The organism is Rhizobium leguminosarum bv. trifolii WSM2297, from assembly GCF_000271845.1.
In genome coordinates this window covers 106,462-126,673 of the sequence record NZ_JH719395.1, presented here as the reverse complement: position 1 = coordinate 126,673, position 20,212 = coordinate 106,462, and the positions used below count along the sequence as shown (strand labels likewise).

Genomic DNA, 20,212 nt, shown 5'->3' with positions numbered 1-20,212 from the left:
GAGACGGTGCCCCAGGTTTGTCCCTCCCCCTTGTGGGGAGGGGTTGGGGAGGGGTTTTACTGGCCGAGAAAAAAGTATTGGGAAATTATTGCCCCTCGGGCAGTTTCAACGGTCCATGCGTCTTGATGCTGCGAATGGCGAAGTTTGAGCGGATGTCGCTGACGTTGGGCAACGTCAGCAGCGTTTCGGTCAGAAGCCGCTCGTAAGCGGCAAGATCCTCCACCACCACTTCGGCCAGGAAATCGGCGGTACCCGATATTAGGAAGCAAGAGACGATCTCGGGGATGGCGAGCAGCGCCTTGTGCTGCGCCTCGGAGTTCTCGCGGCTGTGATGGGCGACCTTGAATTCGACGAAGACGGTTAGGCCGAGTCCGACCTCCTTGCGGTCGATATCGGCGGTGTAACCGCGGATGATGCCGGAGCGTTCAAGATTGCGGATGCGGCGCAGGCAGGGCGATGGCGACAGGTTCACCTTCTCGGCGATCTCGACATTGGTCGCCCGCGCATCCTCCTGCAGGCACTTCAGGATGGCGATATCGAATTTATCGAGATTTGGCATTTTCGCGATTCCTATCGGCAGTAATTGGCAGAAGATTGCGCATAGCATGATTTTCGAGCTAGAGATAGCAAGGACATGCCTCGGCATCTCAAGCTAATCTTCTCTTGAACCGGACAGGATCCGGATGCAGGAAAGGATTAGGACGATGAGCACGATCGCATTTTCAAACGACAGATCACCTTCGCAGACCGTCGGTTATGCCGCCGGCACCATCACCGTGCTGATCTGGGCTTCCTGGTTTCTGGCAACCCGCCACAGCGCCACGACGTCGCTCGGCTCGATCGATATCGGCCTCATCCGCTTCGGCATTCCAGCCGTCGCGCTGTCGCCGGTCTGGCTTCGCATCGGCCTGCTGCCGAAGGGTCTGCCGCTGCATCTTTTGGCGATCATGGTCGCCGGCTGCGGCGCGATCTTCTTCCTGGTGACGACGCTTGCGATCCACTCCACACCGGCAGCCTCCTCCGGAATCCTGCTCGGCGGCTCCATGCCGCTTGCCACCGCCCTGATCGGCATTCTGCTGTTTCGGGAGCGGCCGGATGCGACGCGCATCGCCGGGTTGGTGGCGATCGTCGGCGGGGTGCTGATCCTGCTCGCCCGCAGCCTTGTCGATGCCTCCCTGCCCTGGACGAGCTTTGTAATGCTGCCGGCGGGCGCCGTGCTCTGGGCAAGCTATACGCATGCCTTCCGCCGCTCCGGTCTGACGGCCATTCAGGCCAGCGCGTTGATTGCCGTCTGGTCCTTCCTGATCATGGCTGTGCTGGCCCTCGTCTTCGGCATCTCGCTGCCGCAGGCCCCGCTTCCGGAAATCGGCCTGCAAGTGCTGAGCCAGGGCATTCTTTCCGGCCTCGTCGCCATGGTCGCCTATGGCACGGCCGTTCGCACCCTCGGCGGTACACAGGCGGCCGCCTTCACGGCGCTGACACCGGTGCTGGCGACGTTGGGCGGCGGCTTCCTGCTCGGCGAACCGGTCGGAATTGCCGAAATCAGCGCCGCCGTCATCACCGGCATCGGCGTGGCGCTGTCGACGGGTTTTGCGGCGCGGCGCCGTTGAAACTCTCACCAAAAGCAAAAGCCGCCGACAGCTATCGCTGCGGCGGCTTTTGCACGTCTGCTGCCCGGGATCAGGCCTGGATGACAACGACCCTGGCGCCGACCTCGACGCGGCTATAGAGGTCGATCACGTCGTGGTTCATCATGCGGATACAGCCGCTCGACATGGCAAGACCAATCGATTGCGGCTGGTTGGTGCCGTGAATGCGGAAATGTGTATCGCCGCCGCCGCGATAGAGATACATCGCACGTGCACCGAGCGGATTGTTCGGGCCGCCCGGCATGCCGCCGGCGAGTTTGCGATAACGTTCTTCGCGGCGCTGCATGTTTTCGGTGGGCGTCCAGCTCGGCCACTCGGCCTTGCGGCCGATATAGGCGTTGCCGGCAAAGGCCAGTCCCTCGCGGCCGACACCAACGCCGTAGCGCACCGCCCTGCCGTCGCCGAGGACGTAGTAGGCGCGCCGTGCCGTCGTATCGACGACAATCGTGCCGGCCGCATGCGTGGTTTCGTAGGCTACTTCCTGACGGCGGAGCTCCGGCTTGATCTTGTCGATCGGCACCTGCCTCAACGGGAATTTTTCATCCGGAAGTGCGGCGTAATTCGTCTGGCTGTTCAGGCCGGTTGAAGAGCAGCCGGCGACAAAAAGCGGCAGAGCGATCAGGAAGCCCCGGCGGGAGATCGTTGTCCTTAGTGCGTCAACATGATGTCGCAAACTAAGGAAATTATGGTTAACGAACGGCTAACGGCAGCCCGCAACAAGTGATCACGAAGGCGTCAGCACGTAAAAATTGTCGGCGGTTGAGATAATCCGCCTCACATATTCGGATAGACCGGCCCTTCACCGCCCTGCGGCGGCACCCAGTTGATGTTCTGGTTGGGGTCCTTGATGTCGCAGGTCTTGCAGTGGACGCAGTTCTGGGCGTTGATGACGAAGGTGTCCTTGCCGTCCTTCTCCACCCATTCATAGACACCGGCCGGACAGTAACGCGTCGACGGGCCGGCATAGATGTCGTGTTCCGAGCGCTTCTGCAGGTCCATGTCCTTCACCTGGAGATGCACCGGCTGGTCCTCCTCGTGATTGGTGTTCGACAGGAACACCGAGGACAGACGGTCGAAGGTCAACACACCATCCGGCTTCGGATAGGCGATCGGCTTGTGCTGCGATGCCGGCTCCAGGCTCTGCGCATCGGTCTTGCCGTGCTTCAGCGTGCCGAAGAAGGAAAAGCCGAATAGCGTATTGGTCCACATGTCGAGACCGCCGAGCGCCACGCCGATCGCCGTGCCGAACTTCGACCAGAGCGGCTTGACGTTGCGCACCCGCTTCAGATCCTTGCCGATGTCGCCCTTGCGCCATTCGTTTTCGATCTCGGCGACCTCGTCATGGCTGCGGCCGGCCGCCATCGCCGCGGCGATCTTGTCGGCCGCCAGCATGCCCGACAGCACCGCATTGTGGCTGCCCTTGATGCGTGGCACGTTGACGAGACCGGCCGAACAGCCGATCAGCGCCCCGCCGGGGAAGGAAAGCTTCGGCACCGACTGGTAGCCACCCTCGGTGATGGCGCGCGCCCCATAGGAGAGCCGCTTGCCGCCCTCGAAGGTTCCGCGGATCGCCGGATGGGTCTTGAAGCGCTGGAATTCCTCGAAGGGATAGAGATAGGGGTTCTTGTAGTTCAGGTGGACGACGAAGCCGACGGCGACGAGATTGTCTTCGAGGTGATAGAGGAAGGAGCCGCCGCCGGTCTTCATCCCCAGCGGCCAACCGAAGGAATGCTGCACCAGGCCCGGCTTGTGGTTTTCCGGCTTGACCTGCCAGAGCTCCTTGATGCCGATGCCGAACTTTTGCGGTTCGCGATCCTTCTGCAGATCGAACTTGGCGATCAGCTGTTTGGCGAGCGAGCCGCGCACCCCCTCGCCGATCAGGGTATATTTGCCGAGCAGTTCCATGCCGCGGGTATAGTTCGGGCCGGGTTCGCCGTTCTTCTCGATGCCCATGTCGCCGGTGGCAACGCCGATGACCGCACCCTGGTCATTGTAAAGCACTTCAGTCGCGGCAAAGCCCGGATAGATCTCGACGCCGAGTTCTTCGGCCTTGGTTGCCAGCCAGCGACAGACAAGCCCAAGCGAGACGATGTAGTTGCCGTGATTGTTCATCAACGGCGGCATCAGCAGATTCGGCAGGCGGATCGAGCCGGCCGGTCCGAGCAGCAGGAAGTGATCGGCAGTTACTTCCGTCTTGAACGGGTGATCCGCCTCCTGGCGCCAGCCAGGCAGCAGCCGGTCGATGCCGATCGGATCGACGACCGCACCGGAGAGTATGTGGGCGCCGACCTCGGCCCCCTTCTCCAGCACGACGACCGAGAGTTCCGGATTGACCTGCTTCAGCCGGATTGCTGCGGAAAGACCGGCAGGGCCTGCGCCGACGATCACCACGTCGAATTCCATGCTCTCGCGTTCGGGCAGTTCAGTCGTCTCGGTCATTCACTCGTCTCCGCTTGGCGGCGCGCGGCCGTCATCCCATAGGCACTTTCTTGTCAAAACGAGAAAGCATTGTCGAGCCGGGATACGACAGCCAATCTTCAATTCGCACAATGATACGCTTCGGGAGGCAAAATTATATACCGTTTACGTAAACGTCAATTATCAAACGCGCGGAACCGGTGCCACTGCCTTTCCTTTTCCGCCGTATGCGTCTTATACATCGCCTAGAGATATTGGAGGACAATCATGGATCTCGGCATCGAAGGCAAACGGGCGCTCATCCTCGCCTCCTCGCGTGGGCTCGGCCTCGGCATCGCCACGGCACTGGCGCGCGAAGGCGCAAACCTGCTGCTCTGCGGGCGCAGCGGCGAGCAGCTGGAAGCCAATTGCAAGGCGATCAACAGCGAAGGCAAAGGCCGGGCCGACTGGATCTGGGCCGACCTCGGCGATGAACGCTTCGTCGAGACGACGACGAGCGCTGTCAAGGAGAAATTCGGCGGGCTCGATATCCTCGTCAACAATACCGGCGGGCCGACGCCCGGCACGACCGAAGACATGACGGGTGAAAAGCTCGAGACCTATTTCCTCTCCATGGTCGCCCGGGTGATTACGCTCACCAACGCGCTGCTGCCCGGCATGAAGGCGCAGGGCTGGGGCCGAATCCTGACCGTCGCTTCCTCCGGCGTGATCGAACCGATCGCCAATCTGGCACTATCGAATACGCTGCGCCCGGCTCTAGCCGGCTGGAGCAAGACGCTCGCCTCCGAAGTGGCGGGCTTCGGCGTTACCACCAACCTGCTCCTGCCGGGCAGCATCCTGACCGCGCGGCTGGACGATCTCGACGGGGCGGCGGCAAAGCGGACGGGCAAGAGCCTCGAAGAGATCCGCACCGACAAGGAAGCGCGCATTCCGGTCGGCCGCTACGGCCGGGTGGAGGAATTTGCCGCAACGGCTGCCTTCCTGTGCAGCCAGCCGGCAAGCTACATCACCGGCTCGCTGATCCGCTGCGACGGCGGCGCGGCGCGATCCGTCTGACGGCTGCTTTAAAGCGCGTCGCAGCAAGCTTGCTTCATGCGACGGGCGTTAGCTCTTTGTTTTATGCATGTCGTTATCCCGGAACCGCTACACTTTCGGGCGACATGCATTAGCCGACATGAGCCGCCACAGCAGCCCATGTCGCAACATTTTGGACCATCAAGTCGACATGCGCCGGATCGTCTGCGAGTTCGGCGAGTTCGGAAAGACGATGGAAGCCCGTCAGGATCGCAATGCGCCGCCGGTCGAGCTTGCGTCCGGTCAGCATCTCATAGGCCGATACGATGCGTGCGGTCAGATCGGCTGAGATGAAATTCGAGTAGATGAATTCCTGGTGCAGCGGGCCAAAACCTGAATCGGCGAAATCGTAAATGCCGTTGAGCCTGCCTTGCGCATGGTCGAAGGCCATGTTCCAGCCATGGCCGTCGAAGAAGCCGAAGACCGTGCCGTGGGGATCAGGCGGCAAGGCTTCGAAATCGGCAATGACGGCCTCGGCAAAACGCCCGATGTCGGGCGGCAGCAGCGGCAAAGCCTTCGTTCGCACCGCGTCGGGCGATTGCCATGGCTGGATGGCTCCGACCCCGGCTTGACGCAGGCGATCGGCATCAAGCACGTGCAACTCGGCGTAAAACCGTGCGAGGTCATCGGCGAGGTGCCGGCGAACACCCTGCCCCAGCGCATCGTAATCTTCGGCAATGAGATGCTCGCCGTCGAGCTTGGCATGGCTGGAGAAGATCGGCGGCCCGTCGTGAATGTGCATGTCGGGAACCGCCATCGACAGCGACGGCCGAACGATGTCGAGCACGCCGGCTTCCTTCACAAGCGCTCTTTCGGCGGCTGGATGGCGGGGAAACTTGAAGATCAGCGTGTCATCGACGTCGACGGCAAGCGAATCCCAGCTCTTCGCCGCCAGCTTGAAGACAGAGGCCGTGAGTTCAGGAAACACGCTTGTGATGAGAGAGCGAAATTCGCTTGCGTTCAATTCGGTCATGACGACCTGCCTTCTCTTTTTCCGTGTTTTTTCGCCGGGCGACGAACGGCACGCGGACCGATCTCGTCTTGTCGCGAGCCGCCTGCCCCTCCGCCGTCAAACGGCACCGGAGTTACACTGGCCTATATTAGTATAGTTTGAATATTACGGAATATTCATTACAAAAATTTAAGCCGTTATAACCACTTAGTGATTGCGACCCGGGAATTATGTCTTTTTTGCGCCGCAATATAAGCGGCTCAATCAGAGCATAAAAATCGCAAACCCCGTTCAACCCCCGGTCTCGCCCATGAAGAAATTTTGGATCACTGTCAGCGTTATCGCAGTTGCCGCCGTCGGCGTCTGGCAATTCGGGAATATGCTCCCTTATGCCTCCCGCATTCCCTACCTCTCGCAGTTCATCAAGCAGCCGGTTGGCGGCAATGGCGGGCAGCCGGTACAGGGCGATCAGGCGCAGGCCGATCAAGCGCAGAACGGTGGGCAACATCAGGGCGGCGGGCGCCGACGCGGCGGCGGTGGCCCGACAGTCGTGAAGACCGTTGCAGCCGTGAAGACGACGCTGCCGACGGATGTGACGGCTTCCGGTTGGGCCGATGCCGACGACAACACCACCATCGCCGCGCAAGAACAGGGCCTGATCGTCAGCATCAATGGCCAGGATGGGGCGACCGTCAAAGCCGGCGACCTGATCGCCAAGCTCGACGACCGGACGGCCAAGGCCGCCGTCGACAAGGACAATGCGATGATCGTGCGGGATACGGCGACTCTTTCGGAGTCCGAGACCGCACTGGTGCGCGCGCAAGACCTCTTCGACCAGAAGGCCGGCACCCAGCAGAGCCTCGATCAGGCGAAAGCCGCCCGCGATACCGCCGCCGCCACGGTCGATGCCGACAAGGCGACACTTGCCTCGGATCAGATCATCCTCGAAAATACCGATATCCGCGCACCCTTCGACGGCCGGCTCGGCGACATCGCCATCAGCAAGGGGGCTTTCCTCAATGCCGGCTCGGCGATCGTCACCATCGCCAAATACGATCCGATCTATGTGAAATTCCACCTGCAGGAACGCTATCTCAGGGGATTGAAGACCGCCCTGGCCGCCGGCCCGGTCGAGGTCAGCACGGTCCCCGCTTCCACCAAGGGGCAAGTCCGCAAGGGCGAGATCAGTTTTTACGACAACACCGTCGATACCGCCTCCGGCACGATCCTCGCCAAGGCAAAATTCGAGAATGCCGCCGGCGCGCTCTGGCCCGGCCAGTCGGTCAACATCGTGGTGCATTTCAACAGTACCGAACAGCAGGTGGTGGTGCCGACGGTTGCCGTCAGCCCCGGCCCGGAGGGGTTCTTCGCCTTCGTCGCCAAGGACGGCAAATCGCATCTGACGCCGGTGACCGTTGCCCGCGCCAATGGCGGCTTCACCGCCATCGCATCGGGTCTTTCGGAAGGCGACCATGTCGTGGTGGAAGGCCAGGGCCAGCTCAGCGACCAGCAAGCGATCAACGAGCAGTTCGATCAAAAGACGCTTGATGTCGCCTCCGCCGAAGAGCCTCGGCAACCCCAGCAATCCGAGACGATCGCGGTGGGAGCTCAGCAATGATCCCGAATTTCTGTATCCAGCGCCCCGTCGCGACGACGCTGCTTGCCATCGGCGTCATTCTGGCCGGCCTTGCCGGTTACCGGCTCGTGCCGGTTGCGGCCCTGCCCCAGGTCGACTTTCCGACAATCAATGTTTCGGCGCAGTTGAGCGGCGCCTCGCCGCAGACGATGGCGACCTCGGTTGCCACGCCGCTGATCAAGCAGTTCGAGACCATTCCCGGAATCAGCGAAATCAGCGCCTCCAGTTCGCTCGGCAGCACGAGTATCGTGCTGCAGTTCGATCTCAACCGCGATATCGACGCCGCTGCGGCCGACGTGCAGGCGGCGATCTCACATGCCACCCGCCAGCTGCCCGACAACCTGACGACGCCGCCGAGCTACCGCAAGACCAACCCGGCCGATGCGCCGGTCATGCTGCTCTCCGTGCAGAGCAACACCATGCCCCGCAGCAAACTTGACGAGATCGCCGAAGACATCATCTCGCCGTCGCTTTCGACACTTCCGGGCGTTGCCCAGGTCAGCGTTTACGGTGCGCAGACCTATGCCGTGCGCGTCGAGGTCGATCCCAACAAGCTGCTCACCCGCGGCATCGGCATCGATACCGTCAACAAGGCGCTTTCTGCCGCCAACAGCCAGCAGCCGGTGGGAACGCTGCAGAACAGTTCGCAGAGCATGACCATCACGGCGAACACGCAGCGGACCAATGCCGACCAATTCCGCTCGCTGGTCATTGCCAATCCGAACGGCGCGCCGATCCATCTCGGCGATATCGCCGATGTGCAGGACAGCGTCGAGAACCAGTATACCGGCAGCTGGTATGACGGCCAGCGCGGCATCATCCTTGCCATTCAGCGTCAGCCGGATGCCAATACGGTCGATGTCGTCGATGCGATCAACGCCAAGCTGCCACAGCTTCACGCCGAAATCCCGCCTTCGGTCACGACGGTCGTCATGAACGACGCGGCAAAACCCATTCGCGCCGCCATCGCCGACGTGAAGTTCACACTGTTCCTGACGATCGGCCTCGTCGTTCTCGTCATCTATCTCTTCACCGGCCATGCCACAGCAACGATCATTCCGGGACTTGCCGTTCCGCTGTCGCTGATCTCGACCTTCGGCATGATGTATGTACTCGGCTACAGCATCGACAACATCTCGCTGCTCGGGCTGACGCTCGCGGTGGGGCTGGTCGTCGACGATGCGATCGTCATGCTCGAAAACATCCTGCGTCATGTCGAGGAAGGCATGCCGGTGCGGGAGGCGGCGATCAAGGGGGCCGGCGAAGTCAGCTACACCATCATCTCCATGTCGGTTTCGCTGATCGCGGTCTTCATCCCGATCCTGTTGATGGGCGGCGTCGTCGGTCGCGTCTTCAACGAATTCGGCATGGTGGTCGCCATCGCCATCATCTCGTCGGCGATCGTCTCGCTGACCGTGACGCCGATGCTCGGCTCGCGCCTCTCCAACAATCACAGCCGCCCGCCGCTCCTCATCCGCATTTTCGATGCCGGCTTCGAGCGGACACTCAACGGCTACGACAGGGCGGTTGGCTGGTGCCTTCGCCATCGCCTGACGATCCTCGGGGTTTTCCTCGGTTCGGTGGCGCTGACGGTCTATTTCTTCATGACGCTGCCGACGAGTTTCTTCCCGCAGGAAGACATCGGCCGGCTGACGATCAGCACGCAGGCGAGACAGGACATTTCCTATACCGCCATGGAGGCGCTGCAGCAGCAGGCGGCAGCCGCCGTCAAGGCGAACCCGGCGGTCAACCACGTGATGTCGACGATCGGCGGCAACCCGAACAAACCGCAGAACAACGGCTCGATGTTTGTCGAACTCAAGGACAAGAAGGAGCGTCCGCCGCTTGACCAGACGCTGCGCGAGTTGCGCACGGCGATCAACAAGATCCCCGGATTGCAGGCCTTCGTGACGCCGAACCAGAGCCTGCGCTTCGGCGGCCGCCAGACCGCCAGCCAGTATCAGCTGGTCGTGCAGGCACTCAGCGCCGACCAGACCAACCTCTGGGCCGGCAAGATCCAGACGGCGATGCGTGGCGACCGAGGCTTGTTCACGGATGTAACCTCGGACGCCCAGAACAACGCCCTGCAGGCCAGTATCGTCATCGATACCGAGCGGGCAGCCGCTTACGGGATCGACAACGACACGCTGCGCACGACGCTGCAGGAATCCTTCAGCGGATATTCGGCGGCGGAAATCCAGTCGACCGGCGACAGCTACGACGTCATCGTCGAATACGACACCAGCAAACCCTGGGACGACCAGAAGCTGTCGGAGATCCGTGTCGCCTCCTCCAATGGCAGCCTGGTGCCGCTGTCGAACTTCGCTCATGTGCAGCGCACCACCGGCCCGGTAACCATCAACCAGACGGGCCAGCTGGTCTCGACCACGGTGTCCTTCAACCTGCCGGAAGGCGTCTCGCTCAGCGACGCGACGGCGGCGGTCGAACAAATCAAGAAAGACATCAGCGTGCCAGCCGACGTCTTCACCTCCTATGGCGGTACGGCGGAGATCTTCCAGCAGTCGCAGGGCAATACGCCCTATCTGATCCTGGCGGCGGTTTTGACCATCTATGTCGTGCTCGGCGTGCTCTATGAAAGCTTCATCCATCCGCTGACCATTCTCTCCGGCCTGCCGGCCGCGGCCTTCGGCGCGCTGCTGGCGTTGAAGATCATGGGCTTCGATCTGTCGATCATCGCCCTGATCGGTCTGTTGATGCTGATCGGCATCGTCAAGAAGAACGCGATCATGATGATCGACGTGGCGGTGGAGACCATGCGCACGACCGGCGAAAAGGCGACGGACGCGATCCACGAGGCCTGTGTGCGACGCTTCCGGCCGATCATGATGACGACCTTCTGCGCCCTGCTCGGCGCCCTGCCGATCGCGCTCGGCACCGGCGCAAGCTCCGAACTGCGCCAGCCGCTCGGCATTGCCGTCGTCGGCGGCCTGATCGTCTCGCAGATGCTGACGCTGTTCATCACCCCGGTCATCTTCGTCGAGATGGACCGCTTCGGAAACTTCCTCGGCCGCCTGATCGGCGGAAAGAAGGTCGAGGAGCCCGAGGTGCAGGTGCAGGAGGCAAGGGCAATGGCTGCCGAATGATGACGGCCCTCTGAGTTCGGCGTTGCCGATTGACCCTTCTTGCGGCGCACTTCTGAAGAAGAAGTGCGCCTCGATCACCTCAACTTTCGCTCCTCTTGAATGTGTCACGCCTCTGTGGCATCACCCGCCCTCTTGAATCCGGGGCGGGCTTACGCCCCTTCGCGGAGCCATGCTCCGCCTCCAATAACAATCGGCATGAAAGAGGTGCGGGCATGGCTCAGGCGCTGGGTTTGGACTTCGGCACGACCAATACGGTTCTCGCCACGGCGGATGGCGGCGCGACGCGCTCGATGGCATTCACCAGCACGGAAGGCACGGCCGACAGCATGCGCACGGCGCTTTCCTTCATGAAGGATGCGCAGCTCGGCGCCTCGGCGCTGAAGGTCGAGGCGGGCCATGCCGCGATCCGTCAGTTCATCGACAATCCCGGCGACTGCCGTTTCCTGCAATCCATCAAGACCTTTGCGGCAAGCGCGCTCTTCCAGGGCACAATCATCTTCGGCAAGCGGCAGAGCTTCGAAGACCTGATGGAAATCTTCATCCGGCGCCTTCGCCATTACGCCGGCGAGAGCTGGCCCGATGATACCAGCCGCATCATCGCCGGCCGTCCGGTACATTTTGCCGGCGCCAGTCCAGACCCGAGGCTGGCGGTGCAACGCTATAACGAGGCGCTGACGCGGTTCGGCTTTCCGGAAATTCATTATGTCTACGAGCCGGTTGCGGCCGCCTTCTACTTCGCGCAGAACCTGAAGTCCGATGCGACCGTGCTCGTCGCCGACTTCGGCGGCGGTACGACGGACTATTCGCTGATCCGCTTCGAGACCAGGGCCGGCAAATTGACGGCCACGCCGATCGGCCATTCCGGCGTCGGGGTGGCCGGCGACCATTTCGATGCGCGCATGATCGACAACATCGTCGCACCGCAGATCGGCAAGGGTAGCCATTTCAAGAGCTTCGACAAGATCCTTGAGGTGCCGTCAAACTACTATGCGAGCTTCAGCCGCTGGAACCAGCTGTCGATCTTCAAGACCTCGCGGGAATTCGACGATCTCAAGAAGCTGGTGCGCACGGCGCTGGAACCGGAGAAGCTGGAAATCTTCGTCGAGCTGATCGACCATGACGAAGGCTATCCGCTCTATCAGGCGGTCTCTGCTACGAAGATGGCGCTTTCCTCCGCCGAAGAGGCTCCGTTCGATTTCGCCCCGCTCGGCCGCGGCGGCCGCCGCACGATCAAGCGCAGCGATTTCGAAAGCTGGATCGTCGACGACCTCGCCCGTATCGAAGGGGCGCTGGACGACGTCCTGGAAAAGACCAACACCGATGCATCCGGCATCGACAAGGTGTTCCTGACCGGCGGCACCTCCTTCGTGCCGGCGGTGCGGCGCATTTTCACCGAGCGCTTCGACAGCGACAAGATCGAGAGCGGCGGCGAACTATTGTCGATCGCCCACGGCCTGGCGCTGATCGGTGAACGCGACGACATCGCGCAATGGACTGTGCAATAGCGCCGGCAAGGGCGGGCAATCTGTCGGCTGCCCTTTCCATGCCACAGTCTCTCCGCTAAACCTGTCGGATGATCTCCGCCAACGACCTTTCCCCCGCCGAGCTTGCAGCGCTTCTGCATTTCCATGCGGATGCCGGCGTGGAATGGCTGCTGGAGGAAGAGGCGATCGACCGCTTCGCCGAATTCGAGGCGATGAAGGCCGCCCGCCGCCCGGCGACCCAGGCGCAGCCGCAACCTGCCGCCGCTGGGGACCGTGCCGCGCCTGGTGAAAGCCGGACACCGCCGCGCCCGACTACAGCGGCGCGCCCGGCCCCGGCCGAACGCGCCGCCTCCGGCCCGCAACCGGCGATCCCGGATGGCGAGGCGGTGCAGCAGGCGCGTTTCGTCGCCGAAACCGCGCGGTCGCTGGCAGAACTCAAGACCGCGATCGAAGCTTTCAACGGCTGCAATCTTAAGCACAGCGCCCGCTCGACTATCTTTGCTAGCGGTAATGCCGAAAGCGGTATCATGGTGATCGGCTCGGCACCGGGCGCCGAAGACGATCGCGAAGGTGTGCCCTTCTCGGGGAAATCCGGCCAACTGTTCGACAAGATGCTGGCGGCAATCGGGCTGACGCGCTCGAGCGTCCTGCTGACGCAGGTCATCCCCTGGCGGCCACCCGGCAATCGTGCGCCCTCAGCTGCCGAAATGGACATCTGCCGGCCCTTCATCGAACGGCAGATCGCTCTGGCCGAACCCAAGGCGATCCTGTTGCTCGGCAACTTTGCGGCCCGCTTCTTCTTCGGCGAAAACGACACGATTCACGGCCTGCGCGGCCGTTGGAGGGAAATTGCCGCTGCGGACTGTGTCATTCCTGCCATAGCCAGCCTGCATCCGCAGGATCTGTTAACCGCGCCCGTCAATAAACGGCTGGCCTGGAATGACCTGCTCGCCTTTCAAGCGAAGCTTAAGTCCCTCTCTTTGCTTAGAAATTAGCCAAAGTTGAATAATTCATGAATCGACCCATGCGTTTTGCGCATGACTGCATCCCGTCGTGACGCATTGCGGAATCAATGCTGCACCGCAATATGAGATGGTGTCTTGGGAGGAACCACAGGAACCAAGGCCATGAACAAGCATTTTCGTCCTATCCATAGCGGGTTTGAAACCCTTCGCCTCGCCGGCGACCAGGTTCGTTCCACCCACGGCTACAGCCGCTTCGGCTTTGCCGCGAACGAACAGATGACCGCCCGCGGCACCGGCATCAACGGCCGCACGGCGCGCCCCGACGCGATCTTCTCGGACTTCCAGCAATATTGAGCGGCAGGCGCTTCGCCTGCCCTTCCGCGTCAAATCCACGAGTACTTGAAATGTCCACGATCCTATCGCTTCTGCGCACTATCGACACGTTCGAGCATATCCGCGTCGCGGTTTGCGCGGCGCGGGAGTATGAGCGCGAGCTTTCGGTAAAGCCGGCCGATACCGGCATTGGCGGCGCAAGCGCTTCGGCAATCGTTCTCTGATCAGACGGCCATTTCCTCGAACTGGGCTTTCGCCCATTCGAAGGCTTCGTCGACATAGGCGAACTTGACCGCCTGCCAGGCGCAATATTGCTCGACGAAATCCCGCGATATCCAAAAATGCGTCTTGCGCGGTTCGTCATCCCAGCCGACGCAGCCGCGCTGCGCCGCCTTTGCGAGGAGCCGCTGCAGATGGGTGCGCGACATCATGAAGTCGGCCGCGAGCGCACGGGTGTCGACGCGACCGACGGAATACCTCCCCGCCTCGATGTTTTCTATATCCATGCGGGCAATGAAATTGTCGACCACGAGGCCGCCGGCTTCCGTCCAGAGGAACAAGGCCACCTGTTCCGGCGGCTCGCGCCAGGCGGCATCTTCCAGGCAATGGCGGGCGATGCGCGGCTGAACCAGCCGCATCAATGATGGGTTCGTCTGGAAAAACGCTGCCCTTTGACCACCGTCAAGCAGATCGAGCGCGCCGAGATTGGAATGGATCCAGGCAAACATCGCCTGATGGCTGACATCGGCCGGCTCGAAATGACGTGGCCGCCGCCGTTCGTCGCCGGGCGTGTGGACAATGAAGCGGTAGGTATAAAGTTCTTCGATGAAGGCGAGCACGGTGTTGCGGCTCGCCACCTTATGCGCGGTGATGCGTCCGGTCAGCCGAACGGCGGTGAAACCCGAGGTCGGGTCGCGCGGATCATATTCCAGGTTGAGGGCATAGGCAGTCTGGGTCAGAAGCCAGCGCTGATGCGAAGCGAGCAATCGCGCCAGGCGCGGACCGGCATCGAACATGCCGCGCATCTGCCCAGCCAAAAAGCGGATGCTCAGCAGAAAGGAGCAGTTCCCCGCCAATTGCTCCGCCGTGAATGCCATTACGCTTCTCTCCACCTCCCTCGCCGGCCGACGATGGAAGCAACGACACCGAGCGCTCTTCCGGCATCAGCGGCCATTCAGGCATGCACAGCTTCGAATAACTGATAGTCTCTCATCTTCTACAAACATATTCCGGGAAGCGGCGATATCCCAAGAATTCACCATTCTTTTCACTCATTGAGAGCAATTTCGAGAGGCTGCAATCCACATCGGTTTGCGGCGTCAGGCCGGCGGCGTCGTGGCTTTGCGCGCCTCCCGCTGCTCGATGCCCAGCTGATGTTCGCGATAGATGATGAAGATGCCGGCGGAGACGACGATGAGCGTGCCGATCAGCATGGTCACGCTCGGCACATCGCCGAAGACGAAATAGGCCACGATGCCGCCGAGCAGGATCGATGTGTATTCGAATGGCGCGATGGTGGAGACATCGGCATGGCGGTAGCTTTCGGTCAACAGGATCTGCGCGACGCCGCCGCAAAAGCCGGCCGCGATCAGATAGAGTGCCGACGGCCATGGCAGGACATGCCAGCCGAACGGCAGGGAGGCCAGCGAGAAGACCGAGGCGGTGAGCGAGAAATAGAGCACGATCGTCGCCGTCTTCTCCTCCTCGACGAGACGGCGCACCTGGATCATCGCCATGCCGCCGAGGACGGCCGAGAGCAGCACTGCGAGGGCCCCAACGGCCTGTTCGGCTTCCATGCCGCCATCACGAAACAGCGTCAGCTTCGGCCACGAGATGATGGCAACGCCGACCATGCCGACTAGGACGGCGCTCCAGCGATAGATGCGCACGGTCTCGCCGAGAAAAACCGCGGCGAAGATAACGGCAACGAGCGGCAGCGCATAGCCGAGCGCGATCGCCTCCGGCAGCGGCAGATGCAGGAGGCCGTAGAAACCAAAAGCCATCGACATGATGCCGATCGTGCCGCGCTTGAGGTGGCCGACCGGATTGGCGGTGTAGAAGGCGGCGCGCAACTGCCCGATATAGGCGAGATAGGCGATGATCGGGAAGAGCGCGAAGAAGGATCTGCAGAAAGTAACCTGACCCGGCGGGATGTCCGAGCCCGCCAGCTTGATGAAGGTCTGCATGGCCAGGAAGACCACGACCGACGAGACTTTCAGCGCAATGCCTCTCATCGGGTTTTTGAGAACCGCGTGCATGATCCTGGCTCGTGATACTGACTTAACAGGTACGGGAAGACGCGTTCGACTCGGGAACGCAGGGATGATCTCTTCCATCGTAGCGAAAGAAAATCGCGATTGGCGAAAAATCGCAAGCAGCGCCGAAGAATCGCAAAATCGCTGTCCGCCGCCGGTCGACGATGCGCAACGCGCGCCCTCCCGTCGAAATTTCGCTCTCTTCGGCCAATCATATCAAAATGTTTACCTCTGATCGCGCGGTGTTAACCAATTGAAAACCATAGGCACGCATCGTTTTTGCTGATCTCGAAATTTTATTCGCCCAGACGATTGCCCGCCCTTCCAGGATCATTTGATGAAGCCGCTCAGCGCAGAAACCATTGCCCGGTCGCAGAATGCGACACCGCGCTCGATGCGTGTCGTCACTGACGGCATCAGCACCGACCTTGAGCGCTTCAGCGCCGACAACACCAATATCGTCAAGCAGATCAAGCTGCTCGCCATCAACGCGCTGATCGAGGCGGCAAGAGCCGGCGAGACCGGAAAGGGCTTTGCGGTCGTAGCCAACGAGGTGCAGCGGCTGGCACAGATCGCAAGCGACATCACCGGCAGGTTCGAGAGCAACGTGCTCGGCCGTATCGGCCTCAGCCGCGCCATGGCCGATTCGCTGGTCGAGGAGATGGAGGGCGTTCGCCTCACCGATCTGGCGCAGACGCTGGTGCAGCTTATCGTCCGCAACCTTTTCGAGCGCACCGCCGATGTGCGCTGGTGGGCGACGGATCCGGCACTCTGGCAGGCGCTGCAGAACCCGGATAGGGAGACCGCCGCCTTTGCGGCGGAGCGTCTCGGCGCCATCAACCGCTTCTACACCGTCTATCTCGATCTCGTCGTGACCGATCTCTCAGGCAAGGTGATCGCGTCGGCCAATCCCAAGTTCCAGCGCAAGATCGCGGGGGCAAGCCTTGCCGGCGATCCGTGGTTTCGCGCCGCGTCGGCGTGCTCCTCCGGTGACGCCTATATCGTCGACGAGGTCAAGGCGAGCCCGCTCCACGACAACAGGCATGCGCTCGTCTATGCCACCGGCATCCGCGAAGGCGGCAAGATCGACGGACGGCTGATCGGCACGCTCGGCGTCTATTTCGACTGGCAGAACCAGGGCCAGGCGATCGTCGAGAAAGAGGCGAACCTGCCGCCGCAGCTGGCGGAGAAAACGACGGTCATGCTGCTCGACGGCAAGAGCCGGGTCACGCCACCACCAATCCCGCCCTGCTGTTTTCGCATTTCGCGCTCGCCAACCCGTCCGGCCGGGCCAAGGGCAGCTATTACGACAATAGCGGCTCGATCGTCGCTTTCGCGCGCACCCTCGGCTACGAGGATTACGACGGGCTCGGCTGGTACGGCGTCGTCGTTCAACGGACGGAAAATGACGCGACGATCAAGGCGGCGCTCAATCTGAAATAGCGCCATCCGGCCGGCAGAGGCGCTCATCCGCTCCAAACAGGATATTTTGCCCGCGAACTTGAGGTTCGCGGGCAATTTGCTTTAAGTTTAGTTCAGACTTTAATGTAATCATGCCCGGCAAATTTATGGCAGAGTGCGCCCGCCTCTGTATTCCGCGGTTGTCAAATAACGGTCTTCAGGAAACACCATGCGAACAGATACCGGCCAGGTCATTCATCTGGCAGATTACCGTCCCACCGACTTCGTGCTGGAACGCGTGGACCTGACTTTCGAACTCGACCCGACGGAGACAAAGGTCGAGGCACGCCTGATCTTTCATCGCCGCCCGGGCACCGATCCGGCAGCGCCGATCGTGCTCGACGGCGACGAGTTGACGCTGTCGGGGCTGCTGTTCGACCAGGTGGAGCTCGACCCCTCGCGTTATGACGCAACAGCGGAAAGCCTCACCGTGCGAGACCTGCCGGAAAGCGCGCCTTTCGAGCTGACGATCACCACGCTCATCAACCCCGAGGCCAACACCCAGCTGATGGGCCTTTACCGCACCGGCGGCATCTATTGCACGCAATGCGAGGCGGAAGGCTTCCGTCGCATCACGTATTTCCCCGACCGGCCCGACGTGCTTGCGCCGTTTACGGTCAACATCATCGCCGACAAGGATGCCAACCCGCTGCTCTTGTCGAACGGCAATTTCCTCGGCGGCGCCGGCTACGGCCCCGGCAAGCATTTCGCCGCCTGGTTCGACCCTCATCCGAAGCCGAGCTATCTCTTCGCGCTCGTTGCCGGCGATCTCGGCGTCGTCGAAGACACATTCACCACTATGTCCGGCCGCGAGGTGGTGCTGAAGATCTATGTCGAGCACGGCAAGGAACCGCGCGCGGCCTATGCGATGGACGCACTGAAACGCTCGATGAAGTGGGACGAAGAGAGGTTCGGACGCGAATACGATCTCGACATCTTCATGATCGTCGCCGTCTCCGACTTCAACATGGGCGCGATGGAGAACAAGGGCCTCAACGTCTTCAACGACAAATACGTCCTTGCCGATCCGGAACTCGCGACCGATGCCGATTATGCCAATATCGAAACGATCATCGCGCATGAATATTTTCACAACTGGACCGGCAACCGCATCACCTGCCGCGATTGGTTCCAGCTCTGCCTCAAAGAGGGCCTGACGGTCTATCGCGACCACGAATTCTCGTCCGACCAGCGCTCGCGCCCGGTCAAGCGCATCGCCGAGGTGCGCCACCTGAAATCGGAGCAGTTCCCGGAAGATGGCGGCCCGCTCGCGCATCCGGTGCGGCCGACGACGTATCGCGAGATCAACAATTTCTACACGACGACGGTCTACGAAAAGGGCAGCGAAGTCACGCGCATGATCGCGACGCTGCTCGGCAAGGACGGCTTCAAGAAGGGCATGGACCTCTATTTCGAGCGCCATGACGGCCAGGCCGTGACGATCGAGGATTTCGTCAAATGCTTCGAGGATGCGAGCGGGCGCGACCTTACGCAATTCTCGCTCTGGTACCATCAGGCCGGCACGCCGCTCGTCACCGCATCAGGCAGCTATGATGCAGCGGCCGGCAGCTTCACCCTGTCGCTCGAGCAAATGATCCCGGCAACGCCCGGCCAGCCCAGCAAGGAGCCGATGCATATTCCGCTCAGCCTGGCGCTCTTCGGCGAAAACGGCGGCAAGCTCGACCCGAGTTCGGTCGAGGGCGCGGAATATGCCGGCGAGGTGCTGCATCTCACCGGCCGTACGCAGACGGTGGTGTTCCATGGCATCGGCTCGCGTCCGGTCGTTTCGATCAACCGCAGCTTCTCGGCGCCGATCAACCTGCATTTCGATCAGAGCCCGGCCGATCTCGCCCACCTCGCCCGCCATGAGACCGATCACTTCGCCCGCTGGCAGGCGCTGACCGACCTGGCGCTGCCGAACCTGCTGAAAGCCGCCCGCGACGCCCGCGAGGGCAAGCCTGTCGTCTGCGAGGCGACCTTCGTCGAGACGCTGATTGCGGCAGCCGCCGACGACAGCCTCGAGCCGGCCTTCCGCGCCCAGGCCTTAGCGCTGCCGAGCGAATCCGATATTGCCCGCGAACTCGGCGGCAATAACGATCCCGATGCCATCCATGCCGGCCGGCAGGCGGTCCTGAAGCAGATCGCCGATGCCGGAAAGGATGTTTTTGCCAGCCTTTACTCAGCGATGACGACGGCGGGCGATTTCAGCCCGGATGCGAAAAGCGCCGGGCTCAGAGCGCTGCGCAACACGGCGCTGACCTATCTCTCGCACGCCGAACAGACGCCGGCGCGCGCCAAGGCGGCCTTCGATGCGGCCAATAACATGACCGATCTCAGCCACGCGCTGACGATCCTCGCTCATCGTTTCCCCGACAGCGTGGAGACCGGCGAGGCGCTGGCAGAGTTCCGCGACCGTTTCGCGGAAAATGCCCTCGTCATCGACAAATGGTTTGCGATCCAGGCCGGCATTCCCGGTGCGAAAGCCCTGGAACGGGTCCGCACGCTGATGGACGATCCGCTGTTCAAGCGGACCAATCCGAACCGGATGCGGTCGCTGGTCGGCACCTTCGCCTTTGCCAATCCGACCGGCTTAGGCCGCGCCGATGGCGAAGGCTATCGTTTTCTCGCCCGTCAGATTCTCGATATCGACGAGCGCAACCCGCAGCTTGCCGCCCGCATTCTGACGTCGATGCGCTCCTGGCGCTCACTCGAACCGGCGCGCGCCGATCACGCCCGCTCCGCGCTGACCGAGATCGAACAGGCTACTCCTCTTTCGACGGATGTCCGCGATATCGTCGAGCGCACGCTCAAGGGGTGATTTGCTTCGGCGGGCCGCCGCGAAGACGCGGCGGTCCATTTCCCCAGCGATTCGAATCGCCTG

At 61.8% G+C, this 20,212-nt stretch carries 16 protein-coding genes and 1 pseudogene; 11 read left to right on the top strand and 6 right to left on the bottom strand.

Annotation, left to right across the window (positions count from 1 at the left end):
* Positions 1–85: 85 nt before the first annotated feature.
* Positions 86–607: an Lrp/AsnC family transcriptional regulator gene (locus RLEG4DRAFT_RS15850; RefSeq protein ID WP_171898214.1), complete on the bottom strand. Its 522-nt coding sequence runs from the start codon at positions 605–607 to the stop codon at positions 86–88.
* A gap of 97 nt (positions 608–704) precedes the next feature.
* On the opposite strand from RLEG4DRAFT_RS15850, the gene RLEG4DRAFT_RS15845 reads away from it, so the two are divergent.
* On the top strand, positions 705–1,610 hold the full coding sequence (locus RLEG4DRAFT_RS15845; RefSeq protein WP_037093770.1) for a DMT family transporter: 906 nt from the start codon (positions 705–707) through the stop codon (positions 1,608–1,610).
* A gap of 70 nt (positions 1,611–1,680) precedes the next feature.
* Here RLEG4DRAFT_RS15845 and RLEG4DRAFT_RS15840 read toward each other — a convergent pair whose 3' ends face one another.
* Entirely contained in the window at positions 1,681–2,322 is a 642-nt protein-coding gene (locus RLEG4DRAFT_RS15840; RefSeq protein ID WP_003578161.1) for a L,D-transpeptidase, read from the bottom strand.
* Between the two features lie 101 nt (positions 2,323–2,423).
* On the bottom strand, positions 2,424–4,088 hold the full coding sequence (locus RLEG4DRAFT_RS15835; RefSeq protein WP_003578160.1) for an electron transfer flavoprotein-ubiquinone oxidoreductase: 1,665 nt from the start codon (positions 4,086–4,088) through the stop codon (positions 2,424–2,426).
* A 246-nt stretch (positions 4,089–4,334) separates the two neighbouring features.
* Between RLEG4DRAFT_RS15835 and RLEG4DRAFT_RS15830 the strand changes: the two genes are divergently transcribed.
* On the top strand, positions 4,335–5,123 hold the full coding sequence (locus RLEG4DRAFT_RS15830; RefSeq protein WP_003578159.1) for an SDR family oxidoreductase: 789 nt from the start codon (positions 4,335–4,337) through the stop codon (positions 5,121–5,123).
* 109 nt (positions 5,124–5,232) lie between these two features.
* Here the strand turns inward: RLEG4DRAFT_RS15830 and RLEG4DRAFT_RS15825 are convergent, their stop codons facing one another.
* Positions 5,233–6,114 carry an aminoglycoside phosphotransferase family protein gene (locus RLEG4DRAFT_RS15825; RefSeq protein WP_003578158.1) on the bottom strand — a complete coding sequence of 294 codons (882 nt, stop codon included), beginning with the start codon at positions 6,112–6,114 and terminating at the stop codon, positions 5,233–5,235.
* A gap of 289 nt (positions 6,115–6,403) precedes the next feature.
* Here RLEG4DRAFT_RS15825 and RLEG4DRAFT_RS15820 point away from each other — a divergent pair, with 289 nt between their 5' ends.
* The 6 genes from RLEG4DRAFT_RS15820 (at position 6,404) to RLEG4DRAFT_RS40870 (ending at position 13,839) form a co-directional block, all read left to right on the top strand.
* Positions 6,404–7,711: an efflux RND transporter periplasmic adaptor subunit gene (locus RLEG4DRAFT_RS15820; RefSeq protein WP_003578156.1), complete on the top strand. Its 1,308-nt coding sequence runs from the start codon at positions 6,404–6,406 to the stop codon at positions 7,709–7,711.
* A complete protein-coding gene (locus RLEG4DRAFT_RS15815) occupies positions 7,708–10,833 on the top strand; it encodes an efflux RND transporter permease subunit (RefSeq protein WP_003578154.1) in 3,126 nt (1,041 codons plus the stop codon). The genes RLEG4DRAFT_RS15820 and RLEG4DRAFT_RS15815 overlap by 4 nt, the downstream gene beginning before the upstream one ends.
* A gap of 212 nt (positions 10,834–11,045) precedes the next feature.
* Positions 11,046–12,338 carry an Hsp70 family protein gene (locus RLEG4DRAFT_RS15810; RefSeq protein ID WP_003578152.1) on the top strand — a complete coding sequence of 431 codons (1,293 nt, stop codon included), beginning with the start codon at positions 11,046–11,048 and terminating at the stop codon, positions 12,336–12,338.
* Between the two features lie 68 nt (positions 12,339–12,406).
* A complete protein-coding gene (locus tag RLEG4DRAFT_RS15805) occupies positions 12,407–13,312 on the top strand; it encodes a uracil-DNA glycosylase (RefSeq protein ID WP_003578149.1) in 906 nt (301 codons plus the stop codon).
* A 132-nt stretch (positions 13,313–13,444) separates the two neighbouring features.
* On the top strand, positions 13,445–13,636 hold the full coding sequence (locus tag RLEG4DRAFT_RS15800; protein ID WP_003569328.1) for a hypothetical protein: 192 nt from the start codon (positions 13,445–13,447) through the stop codon (positions 13,634–13,636).
* Positions 13,637–13,686: 50 nt separating this feature from the next.
* On the top strand, positions 13,687–13,839 hold the full coding sequence (locus tag RLEG4DRAFT_RS40870; RefSeq protein ID WP_003578147.1) for a hypothetical protein: 153 nt from the start codon (positions 13,687–13,689) through the stop codon (positions 13,837–13,839).
* Here RLEG4DRAFT_RS40870 and RLEG4DRAFT_RS15795 read toward each other — a convergent pair whose 3' ends face one another.
* On the bottom strand, positions 13,840–14,712 hold the full coding sequence (locus RLEG4DRAFT_RS15795) for a hypothetical protein (RefSeq protein WP_003578146.1): 873 nt from the start codon (positions 14,710–14,712) through the stop codon (positions 13,840–13,842).
* A 222-nt stretch (positions 14,713–14,934) separates the two neighbouring features.
* Positions 14,935–15,873: a DMT family transporter gene (locus RLEG4DRAFT_RS15790; protein WP_003578144.1), complete on the bottom strand. Its 939-nt coding sequence runs from the start codon at positions 15,871–15,873 to the stop codon at positions 14,935–14,937.
* 64 nt (positions 15,874–15,937) lie between these two features.
* Here RLEG4DRAFT_RS15790 and RLEG4DRAFT_RS40865 point away from each other — a divergent pair, with 64 nt between their 5' ends.
* The 3 genes and pseudogenes from RLEG4DRAFT_RS40865 (at position 15,938) to pepN (ending at position 20,149) form a co-directional block, all read left to right on the top strand.
* On the top strand, positions 15,938–16,105 hold the full coding sequence (locus RLEG4DRAFT_RS40865) for a hypothetical protein (RefSeq protein WP_171898213.1): 168 nt from the start codon (positions 15,938–15,940) through the stop codon (positions 16,103–16,105).
* A 102-nt stretch (positions 16,106–16,207) separates the two neighbouring features.
* A pseudogene (locus RLEG4DRAFT_RS58680) lies at positions 16,208–17,313 on the top strand (methyl-accepting chemotaxis protein).
* A 187-nt stretch (positions 17,314–17,500) separates the two neighbouring features.
* Positions 17,501–20,149 (top strand): aminopeptidase N, encoded by a 2,649-nt coding sequence (pepN, locus tag RLEG4DRAFT_RS15780; protein WP_003578139.1) that lies wholly within the window; start codon positions 17,501–17,503, stop codon positions 20,147–20,149.
* The last annotated feature ends 63 nt before the right edge of the window (positions 20,150–20,212 follow it).